This window comes from Paraburkholderia sp. J63, from assembly GCF_905220245.1.
Taxonomy (GTDB): domain Bacteria; phylum Pseudomonadota; class Gammaproteobacteria; order Burkholderiales; family Burkholderiaceae; genus Paraburkholderia.
Genome location: NZ_CAJMZF010000015.1, coordinates 101799 through 122807, shown reverse-complemented (window position 1 = coordinate 122807; position 21009 = coordinate 101799). Strand labels below are relative to the sequence as shown.

The window sequence follows — 21009 nt, the reverse complement described above, 5'->3', positions numbered from 1 at the left end:
CGTCTTTAGCGCGCCGCGCCCTGGTCGATCACGCGTACCTCGCCGCCTTCGAGATCGAGCTCGGTGCGAAAGTAGAGCCGCTCCGGATACGGGAGCGCCCACAAGTCCCCTTCGATCGCGAACACGACCGTGTTGTGATGGCCCGTCGTCTCCTCTTGCAGCACCGCCGTGACCTTCACGGTATCGCGCAGGATGCGCGGCTCGAACGCGACGATCACGTCGCGTATCTGCCGCTCGAGGCGTGCGAGATTCATGCTCGACGCCGTCTTGCCCGCAATGTCGGGAAAGCCGAAATTGACCACGGAGCGCTCGACGAGCGGCCATGCGGAAAGATCCTGAACGGCGCCAAGGCCGCTCGCGTTGAGCAGCCACGCGAGATCGCGCTGCACGCCCACGCGCAGCGCTCGCATCGAGAGCACGCGGCGCTCGCGGCTCTCGACCTTGGTGCCGGGCTCGAGATCGGTCAGGCGGTCGAGCAGCGCGGGCTGCAGCCGGTCGCGGCCCGTTGGCTCAGCCATGGTCTTGCGCGCCGCCGCCGGAGGCCGCTTGCCCATCGAGCACGAGCGCGCGCACGTCGAACAGCGCGTAGTCGTTCTCGTCGGTCGTGAACATGCGCTGCCCGAGCGGGCGCGCCTCGTCGAATTCGCCGCCGCCGGCTTCGCCCCCCGCGTCGACCCATTCCGTCGCGCGCGCGAGCGCCAGCGCGTTGCCGGTTCCGCCATTGGCCGCATCGGCCGCGTTCGCGGCCAGCGTGCCCGGATAGCGCACCGGAATGAGCCCCGCCGCCTGGCCCTCGTTGGCCCAGGTGAAGACGGCCGGCATCCATACGCGGTCGCGCAGATCGTCCGGGGCTTCAAGCTCGATACGATGGATGCGCTCGAACGGCACCCAGTAATAGCGGCCGTTGAGGATCACTTCGAGCGTGGGGCCCAGACGCGTGTCCGCATCGGCGATCCACGCGAACGGCTCGCCATTGATCGTGCCCGCCGTGGGCTGCGCCGTCTCCAGCGCATTGGCGCGGCATGCGGCGGCCGCCTTGAAGTCGCCCGCGCCGTCGAGGCGCAGCGCTTCGATCAGGAGTGCGATCCATGCGGTCGGCTCGCCGAAAATGAGCGGCGCGCGCCGCCCCGCGTATACGTCCTCGCGCAGCGCCTCGCACTGGAGCGCATCGCGATAGATCTGCACCATCGGCAGCGCGGCGGCGTCGAGATCGCCTACCACGTTGAGCTGCGTGAGCGCGCGCTCCCATGCGCCCTGCACGGCCAGCAGCTGAAACAGGAACACGCGGTACGACGCGTTGGCCGGATCTCCTCGCACCTGGTTTTGCAACTGCTTCAGGCACGCGTCGAGATCGCCGGCGCGCAAGCTCTCTTCTGCGGTCATTGTCGATTTGCTCCGTCAAGCCAGCACTACGGGCGTCGATCGGGTGAAACAAGCCCGGCGGCGGCGCGCTCCCCCGCGCGCACGCCGCCGCTTTTGAGCACGCTTTTGAGCGCGCTGCTGAACGCTTACTCCGCGACGTTCTTCGCGATGTCCCACTTGGTCTCGACCACGCCGCCTTCCTTCTCGCCCTTGGCGCTCTGCGGCTGGTACTCCACGTGGTACTTCTCGAAGTTGATCGTGATGTTCTCCGTGAAGCGATCCTCGCCGCCCGAGCCGCCTTCGCTGATCGACGAAATCAGCACGCCCGAGAACGTGATCTTGAAGTATTCGAGCGGATTGTCGCCGCCGGCCTTGCGCACCGTGAGGATCGCGGTGTCGTAGTGGCTGCCCTTCGCGCACGCGCCCATCAGCACCGGCGTGGATTTGTCGACGTATTTCGTGAACGAGAGATCCTGCACGTTCACCTTGCCCGCACCGCCGCCCGTGCCCAGGTGCATCGTGCCGCTTTGCGACATGCCCCAGCTCCATGCGAGCACATCGATTTCTTCCTTGTGCGTCTTGTCCTGCGACTCGCCCTTCACGTCGCCGATCTTCATGAAAATATCAACGGCCATGTCTGTTCTCCACTTTCACTTTGAAGGTTCGCGTCAGTTCGCGTGGGTACGCGCCGGTTCGCGCGGGTTTTGCTTCAACTCTCGCTTTAACTCTCGTTATGCCGCCTTTGCGGACGGCAACTTGGACACCAGCCGCAACGACACCGTGAGGCCCTCGAGCTGGTAATGCGGACGCAGGAAGAACTTGGACGTGTAATAGCCCGGATTGCCCTCGACTTCCTCGATCACGACTTCGGCTGCAGCAAGCGGGCGGCGCGACTTCGTTTCCTCGCTCGAATGCGCGGGGTCGCCATCCACGTATTGCAGAATCCAGTTCTGCAGCCAGCGCTGCATGTCGTCTTTCTCCTTGAAGCTGCCGATCTTGTCGCGCACGATGCACTTGAGGTAGTGCGCAAAGCGGCTGCACGCGAACAGATACGGCAGGCGCGCCGCGAGATTCGCGTTCGCGGTTGCGTCCGGATCTTCGTATTCGGCGGGCTTGTGCAGCGACTGCGCACCGATGAACGCCGCGAAGTCCGAGTTCTTCTTGTGCACGAGCGGCATGAAGCCGTTCTTCGCCAGCTCGGCCTCGCGCCGGTCGCTGATGGCGATCTCGGTCGGGCATTTCATGTCCACGCCGCCGTCGTCGGTGGGGAACGAGTGCACCGGCAGGTTCTCGACCGCGCCGCCCGACTCGATGCCGCGAATGCGCGAGCACCAGCCGTATTGCTTGAACGAGCGGTTGATGTTGGTCGCCATCGCGTAGGCCGCGTTGGCCCATGCGTACTTCTTGCTGTCCGCGCCCGCGGTGTCTTCCTCGAAGGCGAACTCGTCGACGGGGTTGGTCTTCGCGCCATACGGTGCACGCGCGAGGAAGCGCGGCATGGCAAGACCGATGTAGCGCGAATCTTCCGATTCGCGCAGCGAGCGCCAGGCGGCATGCTCGGGCGTCTGGAAGATCTTCGTGAGGTCGCGCGGATTGGCGAGCTCCTGCCACGAATCCATCAGCATGACTGAAGGATCGGCGCCGGTGATGAACGGCGCGTGCGCGGCGGCGGCCACCTTGGCGACCTGGGTGAGCAGATCGACATCGGGACCGCTGTTGTCGAAGTAATAGTCGGCCACCAGCGCGCCGTAGGGCTCGCCGCCGAACTGGCCGTACTCTTCCTCATAGAGCTTCTTGAAGAACGGGCTCTGGTCCCACGCGGTGCCCTTGTACTTCTTGAGCGTCTTGTACAGCTCGTTCTTCGAGATGTTCATCACGCGGATCTTGAGCGTCTCGTCGGTCTCGGTGTTGTTCACCAGATAGTGCAACCCGCGCCACGCGCTCTCCACCTTCTGAAACGACTCGGAATGGATGATCAGATTCACCTGGTCGGTAAGCTTCTGGTCGATCTGCGCGATCAGCGACTCGATGGTCGCGAGCACGTCGCCCGACACCACGTTAGTGTCGCGCAGGGCCTGCTCGGCCAGCGTGCGCACGGCCGTCTCGACGGCCTCCTTCGCCTTGTCGCTGCGCGGCTTGAATTCCTTTTCCAGCAGGCTCGCGAACTCGCTCGCTTCCAGTGTCGCGCCACCCTGCTGGGCTTCCTGCTGCTGAGTGCTGGGTTCGGCCATGGCAGACTCCCCCTCGATAGACGGTTGAACGGTTAGACGAACGCGACGATCATTCCTGCGGCTTGGGCGCCGACGCCAGGGCCTGCAGCAACGCCGGATCGCTCAGGAGCTTCTGGATCAGGTCTTCGGCGCCGGTCTTGCCGTCCATATAGGTCAAGAGGTTCTGCAGTTGACCGCGCGCCTCCAGCAGCTTCGCGAGCGAATCCACCTTGCGCGCGACGGCGGCCGGCGAGAAGTCGTCCATGCTCTCGAAGGTCATCTCCACCGCGAGATTGCCCTCGCCCGTGAGCACGTTGGGCACCTGCACGGCCACGCGCGGCTTCATCGACTTCAGGCGCTCGTCGAAGTTGTCGACGTCGATCTCGAGGAACTTGCGCTCGGCAACGGGGGCGAGCGGCTCGGCGGGCTGCCCGGACAGATCGGCCATCACGCCCATCACGAACGGCAAGTTCACCTTCTTCTCCGACCCGTACACCTCTACGTCGTACTCGATCTGCACGCGCGGCGCCCGGTTGCGCGCGATGAACTTCTGACTGCTTTCTTTAGCCACGGCCTTTCCCCTCGTCGATGCCGCGGCGGCACGCACCTGGGCGCGCCGTGTGGCGGCGTTGCTAAAAGCCTGCTGTGCGTCACTCCTCGTTCTGAACGCCGCCGATGTGGCGCGCCTGCGCGAGCCCGTCGGGTGCGAGATCCTCGAGGATCTCCATGAAGCTTTTGTCGACGAGCCGCCGCGCCCGCTTGAGCAGCATCGGCACCGGGCTCCCCGGCTCATACGTTTCGTAGTACTTGCAGATACGGTCGAGGGCGCGCTGGACGTCCTCGCGGCTGCTGATCTCGCCGGGCGGCCGCGCCGGCACGGCGGCGCCGGGCATGGCCGGCGATCCGCCCGCCGCCTGCTCCGCACCGTCGACCGCCGCGCCCGCCGACGCCGCTTGCTCCGCTTGCGCCGCGAGATCGGTCACGCGCTCGCCAAGGAACGCCGCCGCGTGGCGCAGCAACCGCGTGAGCGGATCGAGGTCGATCGCGCGCGTTGCACCCACGTGCGCCATGAGCACCGACTCGATGCGCATCGCGGCCTGCACCGCGCACTGCAAGGCGGCGAGCGACTCGCGTGCGCTCTCGCCGGCGTCGCTTACCGCGAGGTCGATCGAACTCAGTGAAGGCGCGCTCACACCGGCGGGCACGGCAATCTCGCCGCTCGCATATTCGATGTCGCGCAGCGTCACCTGGCCGTGCGCCCGCGAAATGGCGAGCGGCGCCTCGCGCACTTCGGCCAGCGTGGTCGCGGAGTCGACGAGCCCCGCGAGCGCGTTCACGCGTGCGGTGGGATCGTTGTCGTCGTCGGGATCGAGCTGCGGATAGAGATGCGCCCAACGTTGCTCGAGCATGCAGGCCATCAGGTCGAGGCCTTCGGCAAAGCCGCCGAAGCCGCCCCGATTGAGGAGCGCGCGCGACAGATGCGCGGCCACGCGCAAATCGCGGCTTTTTTCCAGCAGGGAAAGCGCGAGCGCCTGCGCCTCCTTCCAGTCGGGTGGCACCGCTTCCACCACGGTATTGCCGTACTGGACGTCGGGCTTGCCGTGCACGACGCGCTCAAGCTCGAGAAACGCCGGATCGTATTCGACGTCCTCTCCGCAAGGCAGCGCGGAGGAAACCTCCGCGAGCAGCGCCCCGGCATCTAGCATGGCCATGGTCCAGTGGTCCGTGTGGAATCGGTTCTATTCTGTGTATCGCCCAGGAAAGCGCATTTAGACGGATAGCAGTTTTGGGGCGCCGACCTGAGCGTGTTTCTAATAATGCTTGATCCAACCGCGGAAAATTCGTCAGCAAGGGCGGTCGTGCAGCTTAACGAGTCGCTATCAGAATAGCACGACAAGTACAAAAGAAAAGCGCCCTTGGGAGAAAGCTATTTACCCGAATTTCTGTAAATTCGTCATGCATTTAATTTACAGCCGATCAAGTATTTGTTCCGTTATTCATGCAAGCAACGCACCTGGGCGCTCAGCCTTGCTCCGCGTCGCTGAGCGCACAATCCGCGTGCGCCCGGCGCGATGGAATCGCTGCCACCCCGTGCCGTTTATCCCTTGTTTTCCACGGGTTAACCATCATGCAGCATGGCTAGGAAAGTGAATCCTCCGACTTATTCGCGCGACGCATTGCCACCCGAAGTTCACTAACATCGCTGATCGAACGATCGTTTTTTCGAGCGTGCCATGTTCGCTAACGCACATAGCGATTTACCCACTTCCAGCGTGGCCGATCAATAAATTCCACGTAAACCCTGGAATGCGGCTTTTACATCTTTTATTTACAAAAAGTAAGATGTTTTAAAACATAAAATGGGCGCTTTTTCAAGCTTGTCAGACGCACGACCACCTAATAGACTCGACGTAAAAGCTGTGCCGCCAATCAAACGATCCAACCAGGACGCACGAGCGTCATGCGAAGCCAGCTCAAAACGCGATGCGAGGGGAAAACGTGTCGAACATCGAAAGCGCAGCGCTCGTAGAAGGCCCGGAGAGTCCATGCATGCTGCCCGATCTCTGGCAGCGGCGCACTGCCCTGAGCCATGCCGAAATGGCTTCGCTCTACACTATCGTGCGGCGCGCGCTCACGGGCTATCACCCGTTCGAGCTGCAGGCGCTGGGCGAAGACAAGGAAGAGCTCATCTCGCAGTTTCTCTTCTCCAAAGTCTTTCGCCTCGAAACCCCCGCCGCCGAATTCATGAGTTTTCCCGCGCATAGCGCGCCTTCGAATAGCCATGCGGTGTGCAGCTATTTCCGCCGCTACCTGATCGATTGCCTGCGCAGCGCGAGCCATCGGCGCAACGTCTCGATCGACGAAAGCGACGTGCTCGCGGAGCTCGATCAATGCAGTACGATGCACGCCGATCCCGTGGGCGCCGCGCTGTTCCAGTACGGCCTCAATGAAGAGAGCGTGCGCGTGTCGGCCACGCGCTTCATCGCAGAACTCGACGAAGCGGCCCGGCTGCTGCTCGCCGGCACGCTCGGCTGGCTCTCCGCCGAAAAAGGCGGGCTTGCGCAAATCGCCGCGCGCTACGGCATCGCGTCCTATCACCATCGCGCGCGCAAGCTGGGCGTCACGCTGCGTAAAGGCGCGATGCCCGCCGACTTCGCGCGCACCGGCATCGGCCGCTGGATCGAAGACACGCTCGGCATCGAGATCGCCGCGGAGAATCGCCTCGCACTGCTTGCCGTGCTCGGCATTCTCGCCGAGCAATCGCAGCTCGCGCATGGCGCGGCTCGCGTGCCGCATGAGTGCGGCGCACGCGTCGCGAACGCGCCGCAGTGCACGCACGACAGCGGCCACGAGATTCACGAGTGAACGAATGACCATGGGGAAGCCCGCAACAGGACAGGAGCGCGCGTGCAACTGGCCTTCGCAAGCCTGACCGATCAGGGCGGGCGGCAGCGCAACGAGGACTCGCTCGGCGACTGGTCGAGCGAGCGACTGTTCTATTGCGTGGTTGCTGACGGCGCAGGCGGGCACGGCGGAGGCGACACGGCATCGGCGATCGTGGTCGACACCGTGCTCGCCGATCTGCGCTACCTCACGCTCGCCGAGCTGCCGCCCACGGGCGAGCGCCTCGCCAATGCGCTCGCGCATGCGAACGCGAATATCGTCGAAGAGCAGTCGCACGGCGGCCCCGCGCTGCGCGACATGCGTTCGACCGCCACGCTGCTCGCGATCGACCGCGAACGGCGCACCGCCGCGTGGGCGCATTGCGGTGATACGCGGCTTTATTGCTTTCGCGCGGGCAAAGTCGTCGCGCAGACGCGCGACCACAGCATGGTGCAGGACATGGTGGACGCGCGGATCATTAGCGCCGAGGCGGCGCGCCATCATCCGCGCCGCAACGTGTTGTTCTCGGCGCTCGGCACGCTCGAAGGATTGAGCATCGCGGCGCTGCCCGGCACGTTCGAGCTTCAGGCGCACGATGCGTTTCTGATTTGCACCGATGGCCTTTGGGAATATGTTGAGGACGCAACCATGATTGCTACGTTGGCGCAGGCCGCGAGCCCCCGAGCGTGGCTGGAGGCGCTGGCCGCTCATGTCCGGGCGCACGCCAAGGCGGGTAACGATAACTTCAGTGCGAGTGCGGTGTGGGTGGGCGACGATGTGGATGGCGAGGTGGTGCTTGCTGGACAAGAGGCGCAAGGCGCGAGCATTCAGGACATCAGAACCGCTGATGATGAAGCGACGGTCATGCGTCCGGCGGGGAAGACGGATTCCTGAGGCTTGCAACCATCCTCGCGCGACGGTACGGACTGCCTTCGTGGAAATTCACACGCCGAGTACCGTGAGCGCCCGGCGGTAGTAATGCAGCCTCTCGACCAGGCCATTTATTCCGCCGTTCACGCGACGCGTCAGCATGTGATTCACCTTTTGGATACTGGTGGCGTTGCACGGGTTCACCTGATCTGCGACCGCGCACAACTGTTTTAATTTCGAAAAGAAGTACGCCGAAGCGTACATGTCTATGGTTACGTCACTGTCGAGCAGATCCGGTTGTGCTTCAAGCGGTTCGCCAATTCCAGCACCAATGGTTCGATACGCACTTTTTCCCGTTATCTGAATGGCTCCACGGCCCCGATACCTGAAACCGTCGCCTGGTTTGTCGTTGCCCAGATCGGCCCTGTTTCCGTACCAGTGCTCGAAATACTCCTCCTTTGTTTTCGCCGTGAACGCGGCTCGCTTGACGCCAGGAAGCGCGAAATTTTCCGTGCTCGTCCACGCCTCATGTGTATGGCGAAGTTCAGAGCTTTCTACCGCGAGTTGGGCAAGAAAGGCTGCAACCCGTTTTGCCGAGTTTATATCGTACTCATCCATTGCGTCGTTTAGTGGCTCCAGAAATTTCCTGGGAGCATGCCGCATGATCTGATGCAGGCTATGCAATTCGATTGGCAGCGTTGACATGACTCGCTCCGGAAAGTTATTTCCTGACTTTCTCAATACTTTTCTCGTTCCCATCCTTACTCGGGAAAGAAGGCATCAGGAATTTCAAACGCATCGGGATCCGAACTCTCCTGGATGCCGGCCTTCCGGAAAAATTCGCTACCCAGTTGGCTAGTCGGGCGCCCGCTGCAAGACTTCGATGCAATATCGCGGTTGTTTTTTTTCACGACGACACCGGCAGCGTCGGCGATTCCACCGTTTTTTGCCCACTTCCCACTGGCCGTAAAGATCGTATAGCTGAATGAATTTCGAACGATACGCAACCACGCTCCTCCTCCGCCCGAGAAAATCAACGATCCGGCCTTGAATACGGCCATACGGGAACTGGAGACCGACGGATACTCCATATCGAGATGGCCCGGCTGTCCGTGACGATACTGAATGTATCCTTGAGTCGGGGAAAGATCCTGCGAAGCGCAGACCGATGCGTAGGCTTTTCCAACTTCACAAGAGAAAACGACGCTCTCCCCCTCATTGCAAAGCGAGACCGCTGGCTGCGCCGCCCAAACTGGCACGCAGCAAGCCGTCGCGAATACCATTGCAGCCATTTTCGATGATTGCTTCATCACTCGCCCAAAAAACATTTCAATTAACGACGTATTTTTCGCATGCGTACTGCCGCTTCAAGAATCTGACAAACGGCTATAGCCAAAGCAAGAGTGAGCCCCGCCGTTCCGACATCTGCGGGCGCGCGCATGACGGGGTAAACGGGGAGTTGCAGCCGCCCTTCAAGCTGCCTGTAATCTTGTACTTTTTCGAGCCATTCTCTTGTTGCCTTATAGACCTCGCTCACCTCCTTTCGCGTCTTGTCATCCTTCGAAAACGGCTCGTCCTTCCTCAGGGCATCGACGTAAGAGGCCATAAGTCTTTGCATCTCGTCAATTTCTCGTTCCGGCAACTGAGAAATGGCGTCGTAGAAGGCCTGAATATTGGCCGCGTTTGAGGTGGCGACGATTGATTTCGATTGTTCCGCGAACAAATTGATTGCGTCTTTAGAACGTGCTTTTATATAGATATGTTGAGGCTTTGGCATGATGCGGCCTCCGTGACGTGCCCGTACGATTGAACTTCAACTCATAGTCCAGCGATCGAGGCGTTTTGTCATCGCGAATGCCCGTCCATAGTGCATGGGCATTCGCTCTTCATTCAAAAATCCCCACACCCATGCTGCCCATTCAACAGCATGCAACTGTTCAGATTAGGCTGCGAGCGCACGCGCTTCCACTCGACCGCGAGCAGGTCCTGGTTGTCGCCGGGCGGCGTGGTCGTAAAGAGCGGCTGATTCGAGCCGACGCAGATATTGGTGCCCTGGAGGTTGTTCTCGTACACGAAGGTCTTCTCGCTCATGCCGAAGAACGACTGCATCGCGCTCACCGACGACGGCAGATCGAACGCGTACGGCAGCGTCACCATCAGCGTGCCCGGCTCGTTTTGCACGATATAGCCCACGTTCGAGAGGAACGCCGGGTCGATGGCGTATTGCCCCGGCAGCGAACCGGTCGTCGCGTTGGTCGAAAGCGTGCCGCTTAGCGTGGAGGCAGGATCGCCGTTGATCAGGCCGCTTATTGTGTAGCCGAAGTTCGGATTCGGGGCGCCATAGATCTTGACCGCGCCGTCGGCGGTGACGATCACCGTGGGCCGCGCGACGTACACGAAGTGATCTCCCGTGAGCGGCACGACGCCGCCCCAGCTGCATCCCGCGCCAAAGGTACAACCGTAGAAGTTCGGCTGCGACGTATTGGGCTGCACGTTGCCGCGCGTCTCGCCGTTCCAGGTCGAGGCCCAGATACGCCAGCCGTTGGTCGCGCTCATGCGGCCGATGCCGTTGTCGGTGAAAACGCCATTCTCCATCACGAGATCGATCGTGCCGCTCGCGCTCAGGTTCGTGTTCTTGCCGCCTGTCGGGCCGCTCGCCGAAGCCGTGCCGCCGCCCAGGCCAATGCCGCCCGTCGCGGCCTGGGCGAGCAGGTTGCCGTTGAGATTGGAGTTGGTCGCGTCGATGGTGGTGGCCGCGTTCGACGCTGCATCGAACGAATGGCTCACGATCGGGCCGATCACGAAGCTCGTCGAATTCAGGAAGTTCACATTGCCCGTGTTGAGCATCGCGAGCACGCCCACGTCGTTCTGCGGATCGTTCAGCGTGAAGTTGCCGGGCCCTTCGAGCAGCAGACCGGCCGCCTGGATGCCGCCCGGGTCCGTGACATTACCCGCCGAGGCCAGCGTTAGCGTATTGCTGCCGAGCGAAATCCCGTAGAGCAGTTGAATGCCCTGACTGCCGCTGCCCGTGTTGACGAGCGTGAGGCTCTGGTTCGCGGTGGGCTTGGCGAACGACGTGCAGGCACCTTGCGACGGACACACGCCGCTCACGGTGATGAGGCCCGTCTGCGTGCTCGAACCGAGCACGAGCGTCGAGAAGCCCGAGAACAGCGCATAGGTGGCCGCGTCGATGCTCAAGCCCGCTGCGCCGGTGCCGAACAAGGTGATCGGCGTGCCGTTTTCGGCGGTAAAGGCGAAGGTCGTCGGGTTCACGCTTGCGGGCATGAACACGAGCGTGCCGCCGGAGGACGCGAGGCTCGCGCCGTTGTCGGCGAAGCTCGTCGCGGTGCCGTCGTTGGCCGCGCGCAGCGCGAGCGTGCCGTTGGTGCCGGCGTTCACCTGCACGGTGCCCGAGGTGTAGTAAAAGTTGTCCGACACCGGCACGGCGCCGAAGGCGAGGCCCGCATCCGAGGTGTTGGTCGAGCCCGCGATCGATATCGTCGTGTTGGGCGCCGTGGCCGTGATGGTGCCGTTGTAAATGAGCGTACCGTAGTCGTACTGAATATTGCCGCCGCTCGAGCTGGTGGTCGGGCTCGTCACCACGCCGCGAATATCGATGGCGCCGCCGTTGTTCGACTTGATCTGCGAGCCGTCGGCGACGAGCACGCCTTGCGCGTTGGAGCCGGAGCCGCTGCCGTAGATCGAAAGCGTGCCGCTGCCGGTGGTGATCGCGGTGGCAGGCGTGGAGACGGTGACCGAATCGGAGGAACTCGAGTCGGAGGGCTGGGCACCGAGCACGACGCCCGTTGATGAAAGGCCGGTCGTGGGCGTGCCCGTGGTGAGGCCCGTGAGCGTGATCGTGCCGCTCGTCGAGACGATGTTGGCGCCGAGGAGGTCGACAGCGATACTGCCGGCGCTATAACCGCTGATGCCGGTCGTGGCGGGGACGCTGCCGCTCACGTTGATGGCGCCGCGGTCTGTCTGGATTGTCGGTTGCGCCGTGCTGCTGCCCTGCGCGGGGTAGCCACCGTCCATCAGCGTGCCAAACGCCAGCTCGGTTGCGCCGGTCACTGTGCCCTTCAACGTCACGCTGCCGGTCGTGGTCTGGATCGAACTGAAGTAGGCCCCGATCCCTGTGCCATCGGTTCCCGATTGGCCTTGCGGATTGTTCACCGTCCCGGTCACCAGCACATTGCCGGCCCCCGCACTGACCTGCGTACTGGAAAGCTCGACACCGACTCCACTCGGAGTGCCATTCGCCGTGCCGGTCAGGGTGATGGCGCCGCCCTTGCTCTTGAGAGTCGACTCGACAATCTCGACGCCATCCGCCCCATAGCCCGGAGCCGTCGATGTTCCCGTGATCTGCAGGCTGCGGCTGCCAACTTCGACGTCCGCACCGGACATGACGACGCCACCGCCGGCGCCAGTCGCGTTGGGCTGAAGGCCGAGCGTGCCGGTAATGTTCGCCGAGCCGCTGCCCGTCACGTCGATAGTGGGAACGGGGGTGCCTGCGCTCGAATACGAACCGGCAATGACGACACCGAAATCGTACGTGTAGCTGGCGTCGCCGATGCCGGTCAAAGTGATCAAGCCATTGGTCGTCTGCAGGGCGCTGCCCGACATCGCCACCCCGGAGCCCGAGTAAAGCGAGGTGCCCGTAATCGAGATGTCGCCCGCCCCCGAATTGATGAGCGTCTGGCTCATCGTGAGCGCCGTGCCGTTCGAATTGGTGGCATTGATGTGAACGCCGCCGCCTTCCGTCGTGATCGTCGAGCCGGCCATGCTCACGGGGCTATTCCCGGTGTCGCCGATCGTGAACGTACCGCCGCCGGTGTTGAACGTCGTACCGGAAATCGTCACGCCATACGCGCTCGCAGCCCCGCCCTCGTTGGCATCGAGCGTAACGTTCAGCGGGCCGGCGCCAGCGGCTGCACCAATCGTGTCGTTGCCCACGCGGTTGTCACCAGGAGTGACGTTGATGTTGCCGGCGGCGCTGAGCAAGAGCGTCGTCGCGCCGCTCGCCGTGCTCACGATGGGCGTATCCACCGTGATATCGCCCGAGGACGTCTTCGCGGTGAAATTGCCGGCCAGCGACATCGTGGCAATCGAACCAATGTTCGTGAAGGTTCCCGACGCCGCGTCGAAGCTATCTATGCCCGATGCGCCCAGCGACAGTCCCTGCGAATCGAAGAGATTCACGCTGCCCGTTCCATACGCGGCCAACGCTCCGATCGCATTCCCCGTGTTGGTCAGCGTGAAGGTGCCCGGTCCGCCGAGCGTCAGCACCGTTGCCTGGATCGGGGCGCCTTGCGTGACCGACCCCGCCGAAATCAGCGTCAACGTGTTGCCCGACACCACCGCGCCAGAGGGCAGCGAGATTCCCTGGCTGCCGCTGCCATCGTTTTCGAGCGTCAGGTTCGACGCAAACGTCGGGGTCGTCAGTACGCATGTATCGGCGTTAGCGGCACACATGGCATTCACGGTGATGAGACCGGTATGCGTGCTCGATCCAAGCACCACCGTGCTCACGTCCTGCGTGAGCGTCGAGAACGTTCCCTGGTCGATCGACAAACCCGCACCAGTCCCGAATAGCGTGATCGGCGTGGTGTTCTCGGCGACGAACGCGTAGTTCGACGACGGGTCCACCGCCCCCGGCAGCAGCACGAGCGTGCCGTCGGGCACCTGCACGGTCAAGCCGGTTGCGGCAAGGCTCGTCGTCGTGCCGTCGTTGGCCGCACGCAGCACAAGCGTGCCGCCGTTGCCGGTCGAAACGGTCACTGGGCCTTCGTTCATATAGCCGCTAACCGAGTTGCCGAGCACGAGGCCGGGGTCGGACGTATTGGTGGAGCCTGCGATCGAGATGCTGCCCTGCGTGCCGGTCAGGCTAGTCTGCGAGGCTATCGTCGAACTGATCGTCGCGTCGTTGATGACGGTGCCGACGTCGTTCTGCATGTTTGAGGTACTACCGGTGGGCTGCGGGCCGCCCTGCACCGCGCCGCGAATGTCGATGGCGCCGCCGCCGGTGGTCTGAATATTCGTCGCGTCGGTGATCAGCACGCCCTCGGCGCCCGTGCCCGAGCCGCTGCCGTGGATGCTGATCGTGCCCGTGTCCGACTGGATCGCCGTTGCGCCGCCCGCCGGTGGTAGTTGCGCCTCCGCAACAAGACCGACCGGCGCTCCGAAGCCTTCTTCAATCTGCCTTTCCAATACGATGCCCTGCACGGTCGTGTTCGCGGCTGGCGTGCCGCTGCTCTGGCCGCTCAGCGAGATCGCGCCGCTCGTCGTGCCGACCACGGAGCGGTCGATCTCCGTGCCGACACCATAGTCGTATTGCGCCGGCACGGTGCCTTTCACGGTGATCGCGCCGCTCGAGTTATTGAGCGTGGAGTCGGACAGACCGACACCCCACGGGCCATCGCCGCCGGTAAGCGACGGCGATCGTGCGGCGGGAGGTGCCGGCTCGCTATTCGTCGGGCCCGAGCCCGGGCCGGTGGTGGGTGGCGGCGCGACGTCGACCGTGCCGGTCAGATCGATCTCGCCTCTGGTGTTCGTCACCGTCGCAAACTGGAGCGACACGCCAAGGCCGTTACTGCCGTTCGCCGTCCCATTCACGACAATGTTGCCACTACTACTGGCAAGCGTCGGTTGCGCGGACGAATCCGAGAACTCCCCTGGTAAGCCAATGCCAAGGTACACGCCAAACAGGCCGTTGTTGCCTGGGCCCGCCGCCGTCCCTAGCGCCTTGCCGGTCACGTTGATGTTGCCGTTCGTCGTGCTGACTGAGCTGTAGTGCGAGTAGTAGCCGTAGCCGTTCGCGTCGGTTGCGCCGCTGTAGATCGTGCCGTCGAGCGTCACATTCCCGCTCGTGCTGGTCAACGTCGAGTCATCCAGGTACACGCCGTAGCCACCGCCGCTCGTCCCCGCATCCGAGGTGCCGATCGTGCCCGTCACCCCGAGCGCGCCCGCGCCTGTCTCGAACTGCGAGTTCTCGATATCCACCGCAGTTTCATTGTAGGCGCTCGTCGGCGCGGTGCCGTCGATGGTCAGATTGCCGCCCTGCGTATTGATCGTCGTCGACTGGATGCTGACCTGGCTCTGGCTGTTCGTGCCAATGCTCACCGCGCCGCCGTTCGTCGCGATGTTCGCGGAGGTGAGCGTCACCATGTTGCCCGGCGACGCGCCATTGACATTCGCATCGATCACGAGGCCGAGCTCGCCCGCCGACGAGGTGATGCTCGTCAAGTAGGCGAGCGTAACCGAGCCACCCGCGCTCAGCGTGAGCGTGGCATTGCCACCGCCACTCTTGTCGATGTTGACATTCTGGTCGACGTTGATGTTGCCGTCCGACGTAGCCACCTTCACCGACGTACCACTATTCAATTGTGTGGAGATCTGCTGATCGGTGACGGACGAGCTTGTGGGACCAAACATCATGACCCCACCGCTCTCGCTGCCTCCGGGCCCCGCAACACAGGTCGATGCGCCCGCGTGGCAAATGTCGATGTCATCGGGATCGAGCAGCCATTGCCCGGCCTTGCCGTTCGTTGCTGACGCATCGATTGTTGCGCCGCGCACGTCGAGCGTTCCACCCGAAGTCTCGATCAACCCGCCGTTACCCCCCTGCGCGCCGCCGCGCGCGGTGAGCGCGCCGTAGATCCGCGCCGCCGTCGTCCCATACGCAACGATATGCCCACCATTACCGTTGGCAAGCGCATCGGCATGAATCTGCGCATTCGGGTCCATCCAGACCGCGTTGGCGTCGCGAATCGTCGGGTCCGCGCCCGCCGCACCGCCGCCAAAGCGCACGCTGCCCCCACCCGCCGCGCCGCTCGCATTCACATTCGCGCCAGAAAGCAGCGCCACGTCGTACCCCGTCACATCCACTTGCCCGCCCGTGAGCCCCGCGCCGCCCGATGCATCGAGCGTGCCCGAAACGAGCGTCTCGCCGCCCGTCCCGCCATCGAGCACGATATGCCCGTCGCGCTCGGCAAGACTCTGCGCGCGCACGATGCCCTGCTGGTTGATGACCGTGCCCGCGAGCGCGTCGGCGGTCTGCGCGCTCATCACCACGGTGCCCCCATCGGCGGCCAGCGTGCCCGTGTTGCCGAGGAACGCGTTGGCCGCGCCCGAGTTGATCTTCAGCGTCGTGAGCCCGTCGCCCGCGAAGTCGAGCGTGACGTCGCTGCCCGCGCCCATCGCCACGGTGCCGAGCTTCGCGGCCACCATGCCGCTGTTGGTGACCGAGCCGCCGAGCAGCGCAATGGTGCCGCCGTCGGCTGCCGTGATCGACCCCGCATTGACCACCGCACCCGATGCATTGCCGACGAAATGGAAATTGCCGGCAAGAAAGTCCGCATTCGAAATACCGAGCGTGGACGCCACGAGCGAGCCCACGTTCACCGAAGACCCTGGCGCGAAAATCACGCCCGCCGGATTGACGAGAAACACGCGGCCGTTCGCGCTCAGGCGTCCGGCAATGCTGCTCGGGTCGTTGCCCACCACGCGGTTGAGCAACGCCGACGTAACCGAGGGCTGCGCGATGTTCACGGCCTCGCCCGCGCCGATCGAGAACGTGTTCCAGTTCACGATGGCGTTCGGCGTGCTCTGCGTGATGTTCATCTGCGAGGCGCTGGGCGAGCTCACCGTCACGCCGCCCGCCACCACTTGCGCGCCCGTGGGATTCGCGAGCACCGACGAAGCCCAGATGGCCTCGAACAGCGCCGCCACGACGCTCGCGATCGCCTTCGCCTGAAGCGGGTGCGCGTGCCCTGGCGGCGGCAACGCACGGGCACGGCGCCGGGGTGCCGCCGCGCCCGCGCGTCCCCTGCCTCCGCCGTGCCGCATCTCACACGTGCGCTCAGTGGCCCCGCCAGGCCCGTTGCCGCTATGCTCGTTCATCGCACACCTCGCCGGCATCATCTGGTCGACCATACCTGGCCGGCCGCATCAAAACGTCTTGCTCAACTGCATGTAGAACGTCGGCAGCTTGTCGTTGCCGGTCGTATCGGGCGAGGTCGTGCGCCACGCCACGGTGCCCTGCCATGAGAATCCGTACGGCAGCGCGAGGTACGCGCCAATGCCCGCGCCGCTGCGCGTGATGTTGTTCGGCCCCTGGTCCGGACGCGGATTCGCGTTGTACCAGCCCGTGCCGAAGTCGAAGAACGTGAACGCGGTGATCTTCGAGTTCACCGCGTAACGGAGTTCGGCCGTCGCCACGAAGCCTTCGTCGACGAGGCCTTCGGAGGGCGAATAGGCGCGCACCGCGTGCGGGCCGCCCAGCAGGAAGCGCGAGGAATTGTCGAGCGTGGTGCCCGCCCATTGCCCCGAGAACCCGACGAACAGGCTCACCTTCTCGGTCACCGCGTTCAGGCGGTTGGCGAAGAACGTCGCGCGCACTTCGTTGCCCGCGGTGTTGCGCCCGAACGCCGACTGGTCGACGGCGTAGTTCGCGGCGTCCTTGAAATGCAGGCTGCCGATCAAGAGCTCGATGTCGGCGCTGTTGAAGCCGCCGCCGAAGAACGCGTCGCGACTCTCGTAGGTGAGCCCCACGCTGCCTTCGACCATCGAGCGCCGGTCGTGGTCGTCGACGATGCCGATGTTGTCCGAGAGATCGCGGTACTCGAAATTCGCGCGCGCGAGCAGGTTCTGGTTACGCGTGCGCAAGAGCGGATGCGTGACCGTGAAGTCGACCACGGTGGCGTCGCCGCTGGCGTCGAGCGAGGAATACTCCTTGCCGAGCGTGTAATTGAGGCGCGCCACGGCCACGCCCACGCGCGTGCCGTATGCGTTCACCGGCGCCTCGTAGCCCACGCGGCCATACGCGGTGTCTAGCCGCTCGGCGCCGAGGATGCGCAGGTCGAGGTTGTCGCCGATGCCGAACGGCGAGTTCAGCCGCGCGAGCGCGCCCAGGCGCCAGGTGCCGCTCGTGGAGGCGCCGTAGTTGTCGAGATCGACGGCGAAGGTCCAGCGCTTCGCGGGCGCGACGCTGATCGTGAGGTCCACGGTGCCGGGCTCGCTGCCGGCCTCGATGGCCGAGGTCACGGTGATGCCGGGCAAGTCGGAGAGCAGCAGCATGGTGCGCTCGAGCACCTGCTGCTGCAGAGGCGCGCCCACCGGGATCTGCTCCACGCGCGCGCGCAGCAGCGACTCCTTGATCGGCGTGCCCGCGGCCACGTTCAGGCGCACGTGGCCCACGCGCCCTTCGAGCACGCTCATCGTCACGTAGCCCGAGCTCACGTCCTGCGGCGGGATCACAACCTGGGCGAGCACGTAGCCGCGCGAGCGGTAGATCTGCGTGATCTGCGCGGCAATGGCCTGCAGGTCGGCGAAGTTCACCTCGCTGCCGATCTTGCCCTGCACGGGCGCCAGCAACTCGTCGCTCGCGATGGTGTCGTTGCCCTTGAGCGTGATGCCCTTGAGCACGAACTGCGTGCCGCCCGGCTGCGCGGGCCCCGCGTTCTCCTGCGGCACCGCGGGCAGCGCGCCCGCGCCGCCCGGTGGCGCGGGGCGGGTCTCGCGCGGCTGCGTCTGGTTCAGGAGCGTGCCCGAGTTGGGCAACGTCTGTCCCCAGGCGATCGCGCTGCTCGCCGAGGCGAGCGCGGCAATCGTTCGGATTCCTTTTTTCATGTCATGATCCGCGCGCGATGGAAAGACGCCAGCCGCCCATCAGGTCGAACGGCGCCCAGAAAAACGGATGCGCGAAGCGCGGCTCCTTCATGACGGCGAGCTGCGCGGCGCGCATGGCGTCGATCGCTTCTTTGCCCTGCGAAAGCTGCGAATAGAACGTGCGCATCGTGATCGCCGTGGATTCGTCGGCGACCGGCCACATCGAGACGATCAGGCTCGTCGCGCCCGCATAGAAGAACGCGCGTGTGAAACCGAGGATTTCGTCGCCGCGCGCGATGCGGCCGAGCCCGGTTTCGCAGGCCGAGAGCGTGACGAGCGCGACGTTGTTGAGCTTGAGGTTGTAGACGTCGAGCGCGAGCAGCGAGTCGGGGCCGTCGGCGGGCTGCGAGGCCGGCGCGAGCAGGATGCGCGAGTGCAGCGGGTCGATGGTGTCGGCCTGGGCGTGCGTGGCGACGTGGAGCACGCGCCCGCCCGGCGCGCTCTCGCGAAACTGCGCGCGCGTGGCGGCGCTTTGCAGGAACAGCTCCTTGGTCGCGAACAGCGGCGCGATGCCCTCCACCTCGGCCTGCGCGCCGGGCAGCGCATAGGCGGGCGCGATCTGCGGATTGCCGAACGCCACGAGGTTGCTCGCCACTTGCTGACGCCGCGCTTCGAGCTGCAACGCCACGCTCGCGGACGGTTCGAGCGCGATGGGATGCTGCTCGATCAGGAAGCCGCCGGGGCCGTGCAGCGCCTGGAACGGCAGATAGTGGAGCGCGCCGTGCGGCACGATGATGAGGCGCTCGCCGGGCTGCAGCGCGAGCGGAGCGATCAGGAGTGCGTAGAGCTTGTCGCCGTAGGTGATCGCGTTCTTGCTCCGGTGCACGATGGCGTTGCGCACGTCGGTCACGGCGGTGTCGATGTCGGCGCGCTTGAGCGGCAGCGTGTGGCCCGAAAGGCCGCTCTTGCGGATCACCCACACCACGAGCGTGTCCTTCAGGCTGTGGTATTCGACGATGGCTTCGTTGGGCCGCAGCGCGTCGCGCACCGCCTGGAGCGTCGGCACGGTGCCGTTGAGCTGCTGGTCGTCCACGCCGGCGTCGACGCGGTTGCGCACCACGTCGAGCAGCGCGCGCGCCCGGCTGCGCTCGGAGAGATTCCACGCGCCCTCGTAGTCGCCCGCATCGACGGTCAGCTTGATCGCCTCTTCGAAGACCGACTGCGTGTCGCCGAACAGGCCCGTCTTGAACTCGTCGCTGCGAAAGCGCGCGCGAATCTTTTCGGAGTCCTCCACGGCCTGCAGATAGGCTTCGCGTGCGTGGTCCTTGTCGCCGAGCGCGAGGTAGGCGCGGCCGATGCCCTCGTGCACCCAGAGGTTGTCGTAATTGGCCTCGCTCGTGCCTGTGCCACCGAGCTGCGCCTGGTAGACCTTGAGCGCATCGGCGGCCTTGCCTTCGGCGAGCAGCAGCTTGCCTTCGATGCGGCCGTAGGCGGGCGCGAGCTCGGAGCTCGCGGGCGGCCCCGCCGAGTCGAGCGTCTTGCGCGCGGCGGCCGTGTCGCCGGCCGCGATCTGCGCGTTGGTGATGGAGAGCAGTACTAGCGGCTTGAAGCGCGGCGAGGCCGTTTGCAGCGCGTCGTCGTAAGCCGCGAGCGCGCCTTGCGCGTCGCCGCGGCGCAGCGCTACGTCGCCGAGCACCTTGTTGGCGGGCGCGAACACCTGGTCGGGCTGCTTCGGATGCGAGGCGAGCGCCTCGCGCGCGTATTTGTCGGCGTCGTCGAGGTCGCCCGCGTAGCTGTAGGCGATCGCGAGATCGCGCTTGGAGAGCGCGACCAGGTCGGCGTTGTCGGTGCGCTCGGCCACCACGAGCGCGCGCGCCGCCGCGTTGATGCTGTCGCGGAAGTCACCCCGCTCCGCCGCCGCCACCGACATGCTGCAGTAGTCGTAGGCCGGCAGCGCGACGCGGTCGCGCGAGAGCAGGAGGCGGCCTTCGTCGGTGAGCGACTTGAGCGTTTCCGCGTCGCGCTCGCGCTCGGCGGCCTCGCGGAAGCCCTGGGACTCGGGCGCGAGCCCGGCGGCGGGCGCGTTGGCGTTTGCGGCGGTGGTCGCGCTGTTGGCCGCGCCCGTAGCCGCGCCTTTCGCGGGCTTTTTGGCCTTGACGGGCGCGGCGCCGTTGCTTGCGCCGTTGCTTGTGCCGTTGGTCGCGCCCGATCCTGCGCCGTTGTCCGCGCCATCGGCCGCATTCGCGCCGGGGGCCGCGCCCACGCCGAGCAGCAGCGCGCACAGCGCCACGGCCACGACTCTCGCGAGCGGCACGCGCGCCGTCCTCGCGCGCGCGGCCCACGATGGGCGCCCTGTGCACCGTGCGCGACGCGCGCCAGCCTGCTCTTGGGTCATTAGATGTTCGAGTTCGTTCACTTCGCTTTCCTGCGGGAAAGAAACATCACGCGACCAGGCCCTGAGCGCGCAGCCGGAACCGGTCCGGCGGGCCATTTCATACGAGTTAAACGAACCGGACACAGGTTTTTTGAAAGCACGCGAAAAAATTTCGTGTGCGGTAGCGCACACAGGCAGGCGCCC

The 21009-nt window shown here is 64.8% G+C and carries 14 protein-coding genes; 2 read left to right on the top strand and 12 right to left on the bottom strand.

Going from position 1 to position 21009, the window contains the following annotated elements; translation table 11 throughout:
* Positions 1-5: 5 nt before the first annotated feature.
* From tssE to tssA, 6 genes are all read right to left on the bottom strand, one after another.
* Positions 6-518, bottom strand: coding sequence for a type VI secretion system baseplate subunit TssE (gene tssE, locus U5775_RS18290; RefSeq protein WP_322059497.1), 513 nt, complete (start codon positions 516-518; stop codon positions 6-8).
* A complete protein-coding gene (locus U5775_RS18285; RefSeq protein WP_322059496.1) occupies positions 511-1383 on the bottom strand; it encodes a type VI secretion system accessory protein TagJ in 873 nt (290 codons plus the stop codon). The genes tssE and U5775_RS18285 overlap by 8 nt, the downstream gene beginning before the upstream one ends.
* A gap of 125 nt (positions 1384-1508) precedes the next feature.
* Positions 1509-1997, bottom strand: coding sequence for a type VI secretion system tube protein Hcp (locus U5775_RS18280; protein WP_322059495.1), 489 nt, complete (start codon positions 1995-1997; stop codon positions 1509-1511).
* Positions 1998-2093: 96 nt separating this feature from the next.
* Positions 2094-3593: a type VI secretion system contractile sheath large subunit gene (gene tssC, locus U5775_RS18275; RefSeq protein ID WP_322059494.1), complete on the bottom strand. Its 1500-nt coding sequence runs from the start codon at positions 3591-3593 to the stop codon at positions 2094-2096.
* Between the two features lie 49 nt (positions 3594-3642).
* On the bottom strand, positions 3643-4143 hold the full coding sequence (gene tssB, locus U5775_RS18270; RefSeq protein WP_322059493.1) for a type VI secretion system contractile sheath small subunit: 501 nt from the start codon (positions 4141-4143) through the stop codon (positions 3643-3645).
* A gap of 79 nt (positions 4144-4222) precedes the next feature.
* Positions 4223-5284, bottom strand: a complete 1062-nt coding sequence (gene tssA / locus U5775_RS18265) for a type VI secretion system protein TssA (protein WP_322059492.1) — start codon at positions 5282-5284, stop codon at positions 4223-4225.
* A gap of 838 nt (positions 5285-6122) precedes the next feature.
* Between tssA and U5775_RS18260 the strand changes: the two genes are divergently transcribed.
* Both U5775_RS18260 and U5775_RS18255 read left to right on the top strand, forming a co-directional pair.
* On the top strand, positions 6123-6938 hold the full coding sequence (locus U5775_RS18260; RefSeq protein ID WP_322059491.1) for a hypothetical protein: 816 nt from the start codon (positions 6123-6125) through the stop codon (positions 6936-6938).
* Between the two features lie 42 nt (positions 6939-6980).
* Positions 6981-7850 (top strand): PP2C family serine/threonine-protein phosphatase, encoded by an 870-nt coding sequence (locus U5775_RS18255; protein ID WP_322059490.1) that lies wholly within the window; start codon positions 6981-6983, stop codon positions 7848-7850.
* Between the two features lie 48 nt (positions 7851-7898).
* Here U5775_RS18255 and U5775_RS18250 read toward each other — a convergent pair whose 3' ends face one another.
* The 6 genes from U5775_RS18250 to U5775_RS18225 all read right to left on the bottom strand — a co-directional run bounded on the left by U5775_RS18250 (position 7899) and on the right by U5775_RS18225 (position 20745).
* Positions 7899-8531 carry a glycoside hydrolase family 19 protein gene (locus tag U5775_RS18250; protein WP_322059489.1) on the bottom strand — a complete coding sequence of 211 codons (633 nt, stop codon included), beginning with the start codon at positions 8529-8531 and terminating at the stop codon, positions 7899-7901.
* A gap of 56 nt (positions 8532-8587) precedes the next feature.
* Positions 8588-9118: a hypothetical protein gene (locus U5775_RS18245; protein WP_322059488.1), complete on the bottom strand. Its 531-nt coding sequence runs from the start codon at positions 9116-9118 to the stop codon at positions 8588-8590.
* 41 nt (positions 9119-9159) lie between these two features.
* Positions 9160-9603 (bottom strand): hypothetical protein, encoded by a 444-nt coding sequence (locus U5775_RS18240; protein WP_322059487.1) that lies wholly within the window; start codon positions 9601-9603, stop codon positions 9160-9162.
* 113 nt (positions 9604-9716) lie between these two features.
* Complete coding sequence (locus tag U5775_RS18235; RefSeq protein WP_322059486.1) at positions 9717-16607, bottom strand: filamentous hemagglutinin N-terminal domain-containing protein; 6891 nt, start codon at positions 16605-16607, stop codon at positions 9717-9719.
* 165 nt (positions 16608-16772) lie between these two features.
* A complete protein-coding gene (locus U5775_RS18230) occupies positions 16773-18452 on the bottom strand; it encodes a ShlB/FhaC/HecB family hemolysin secretion/activation protein (RefSeq protein ID WP_322059485.1) in 1680 nt (559 codons plus the stop codon).
* 1 nt (position 18453) lies between these two features.
* The gene (locus U5775_RS18225) at positions 18454-20745 is read right to left on the bottom strand and encodes a CHAT domain-containing protein (protein WP_322059484.1); all 2292 of its coding nucleotides are present in this window, start codon (positions 20743-20745) and stop codon (positions 18454-18456) included.
* Positions 20746-21009: the final 264 nt, after the last annotated feature.

Coding starts and splice junctions, on each gene's coding strand:
- tssE (WP_322059497.1), bottom strand. CDS start 518: ATGGCTGAGCCAACGGGCCGCGACCGGCTGCAGCCCGCGCTGCTCGAC.
- tssA (WP_322059492.1), bottom strand. CDS start 5,284: ATGGCCATGCTAGATGCCGGGGCGCTGCTCGCGGAGGTTTCCTCCGCG.
- U5775_RS18240 (WP_322059487.1), bottom strand. CDS start 9,603: ATGCCAAAGCCTCAACATATCTATATAAAAGCACGTTCTAAAGACGCA.
- U5775_RS18230 (WP_322059485.1), bottom strand. CDS start 18,452: ATGAAAAAAGGAATCCGAACGATTGCCGCGCTCGCCTCGGCGAGCAGC.
- tssC (WP_322059494.1), bottom strand. CDS start 3,593: ATGGCCGAACCCAGCACTCAGCAGCAGGAAGCCCAGCAGGGTGGCGCG.
- U5775_RS18245 (WP_322059488.1), bottom strand. CDS start 9,118: ATGGCTGCAATGGTATTCGCGACGGCTTGCTGCGTGCCAGTTTGGGCG.
- U5775_RS18285 (WP_322059496.1), bottom strand. CDS start 1,383: ATGACCGCAGAAGAGAGCTTGCGCGCCGGCGATCTCGACGCGTGCCTG.
- U5775_RS18250 (WP_322059489.1), bottom strand. CDS start 8,531: ATGTCAACGCTGCCAATCGAATTGCATAGCCTGCATCAGATCATGCGG.
- U5775_RS18260 (WP_322059491.1), top strand. CDS start 6,123: ATGCTGCCCGATCTCTGGCAGCGGCGCACTGCCCTGAGCCATGCCGAA.
- U5775_RS18280 (WP_322059495.1), bottom strand. CDS start 1,997: ATGGCCGTTGATATTTTCATGAAGATCGGCGACGTGAAGGGCGAGTCG.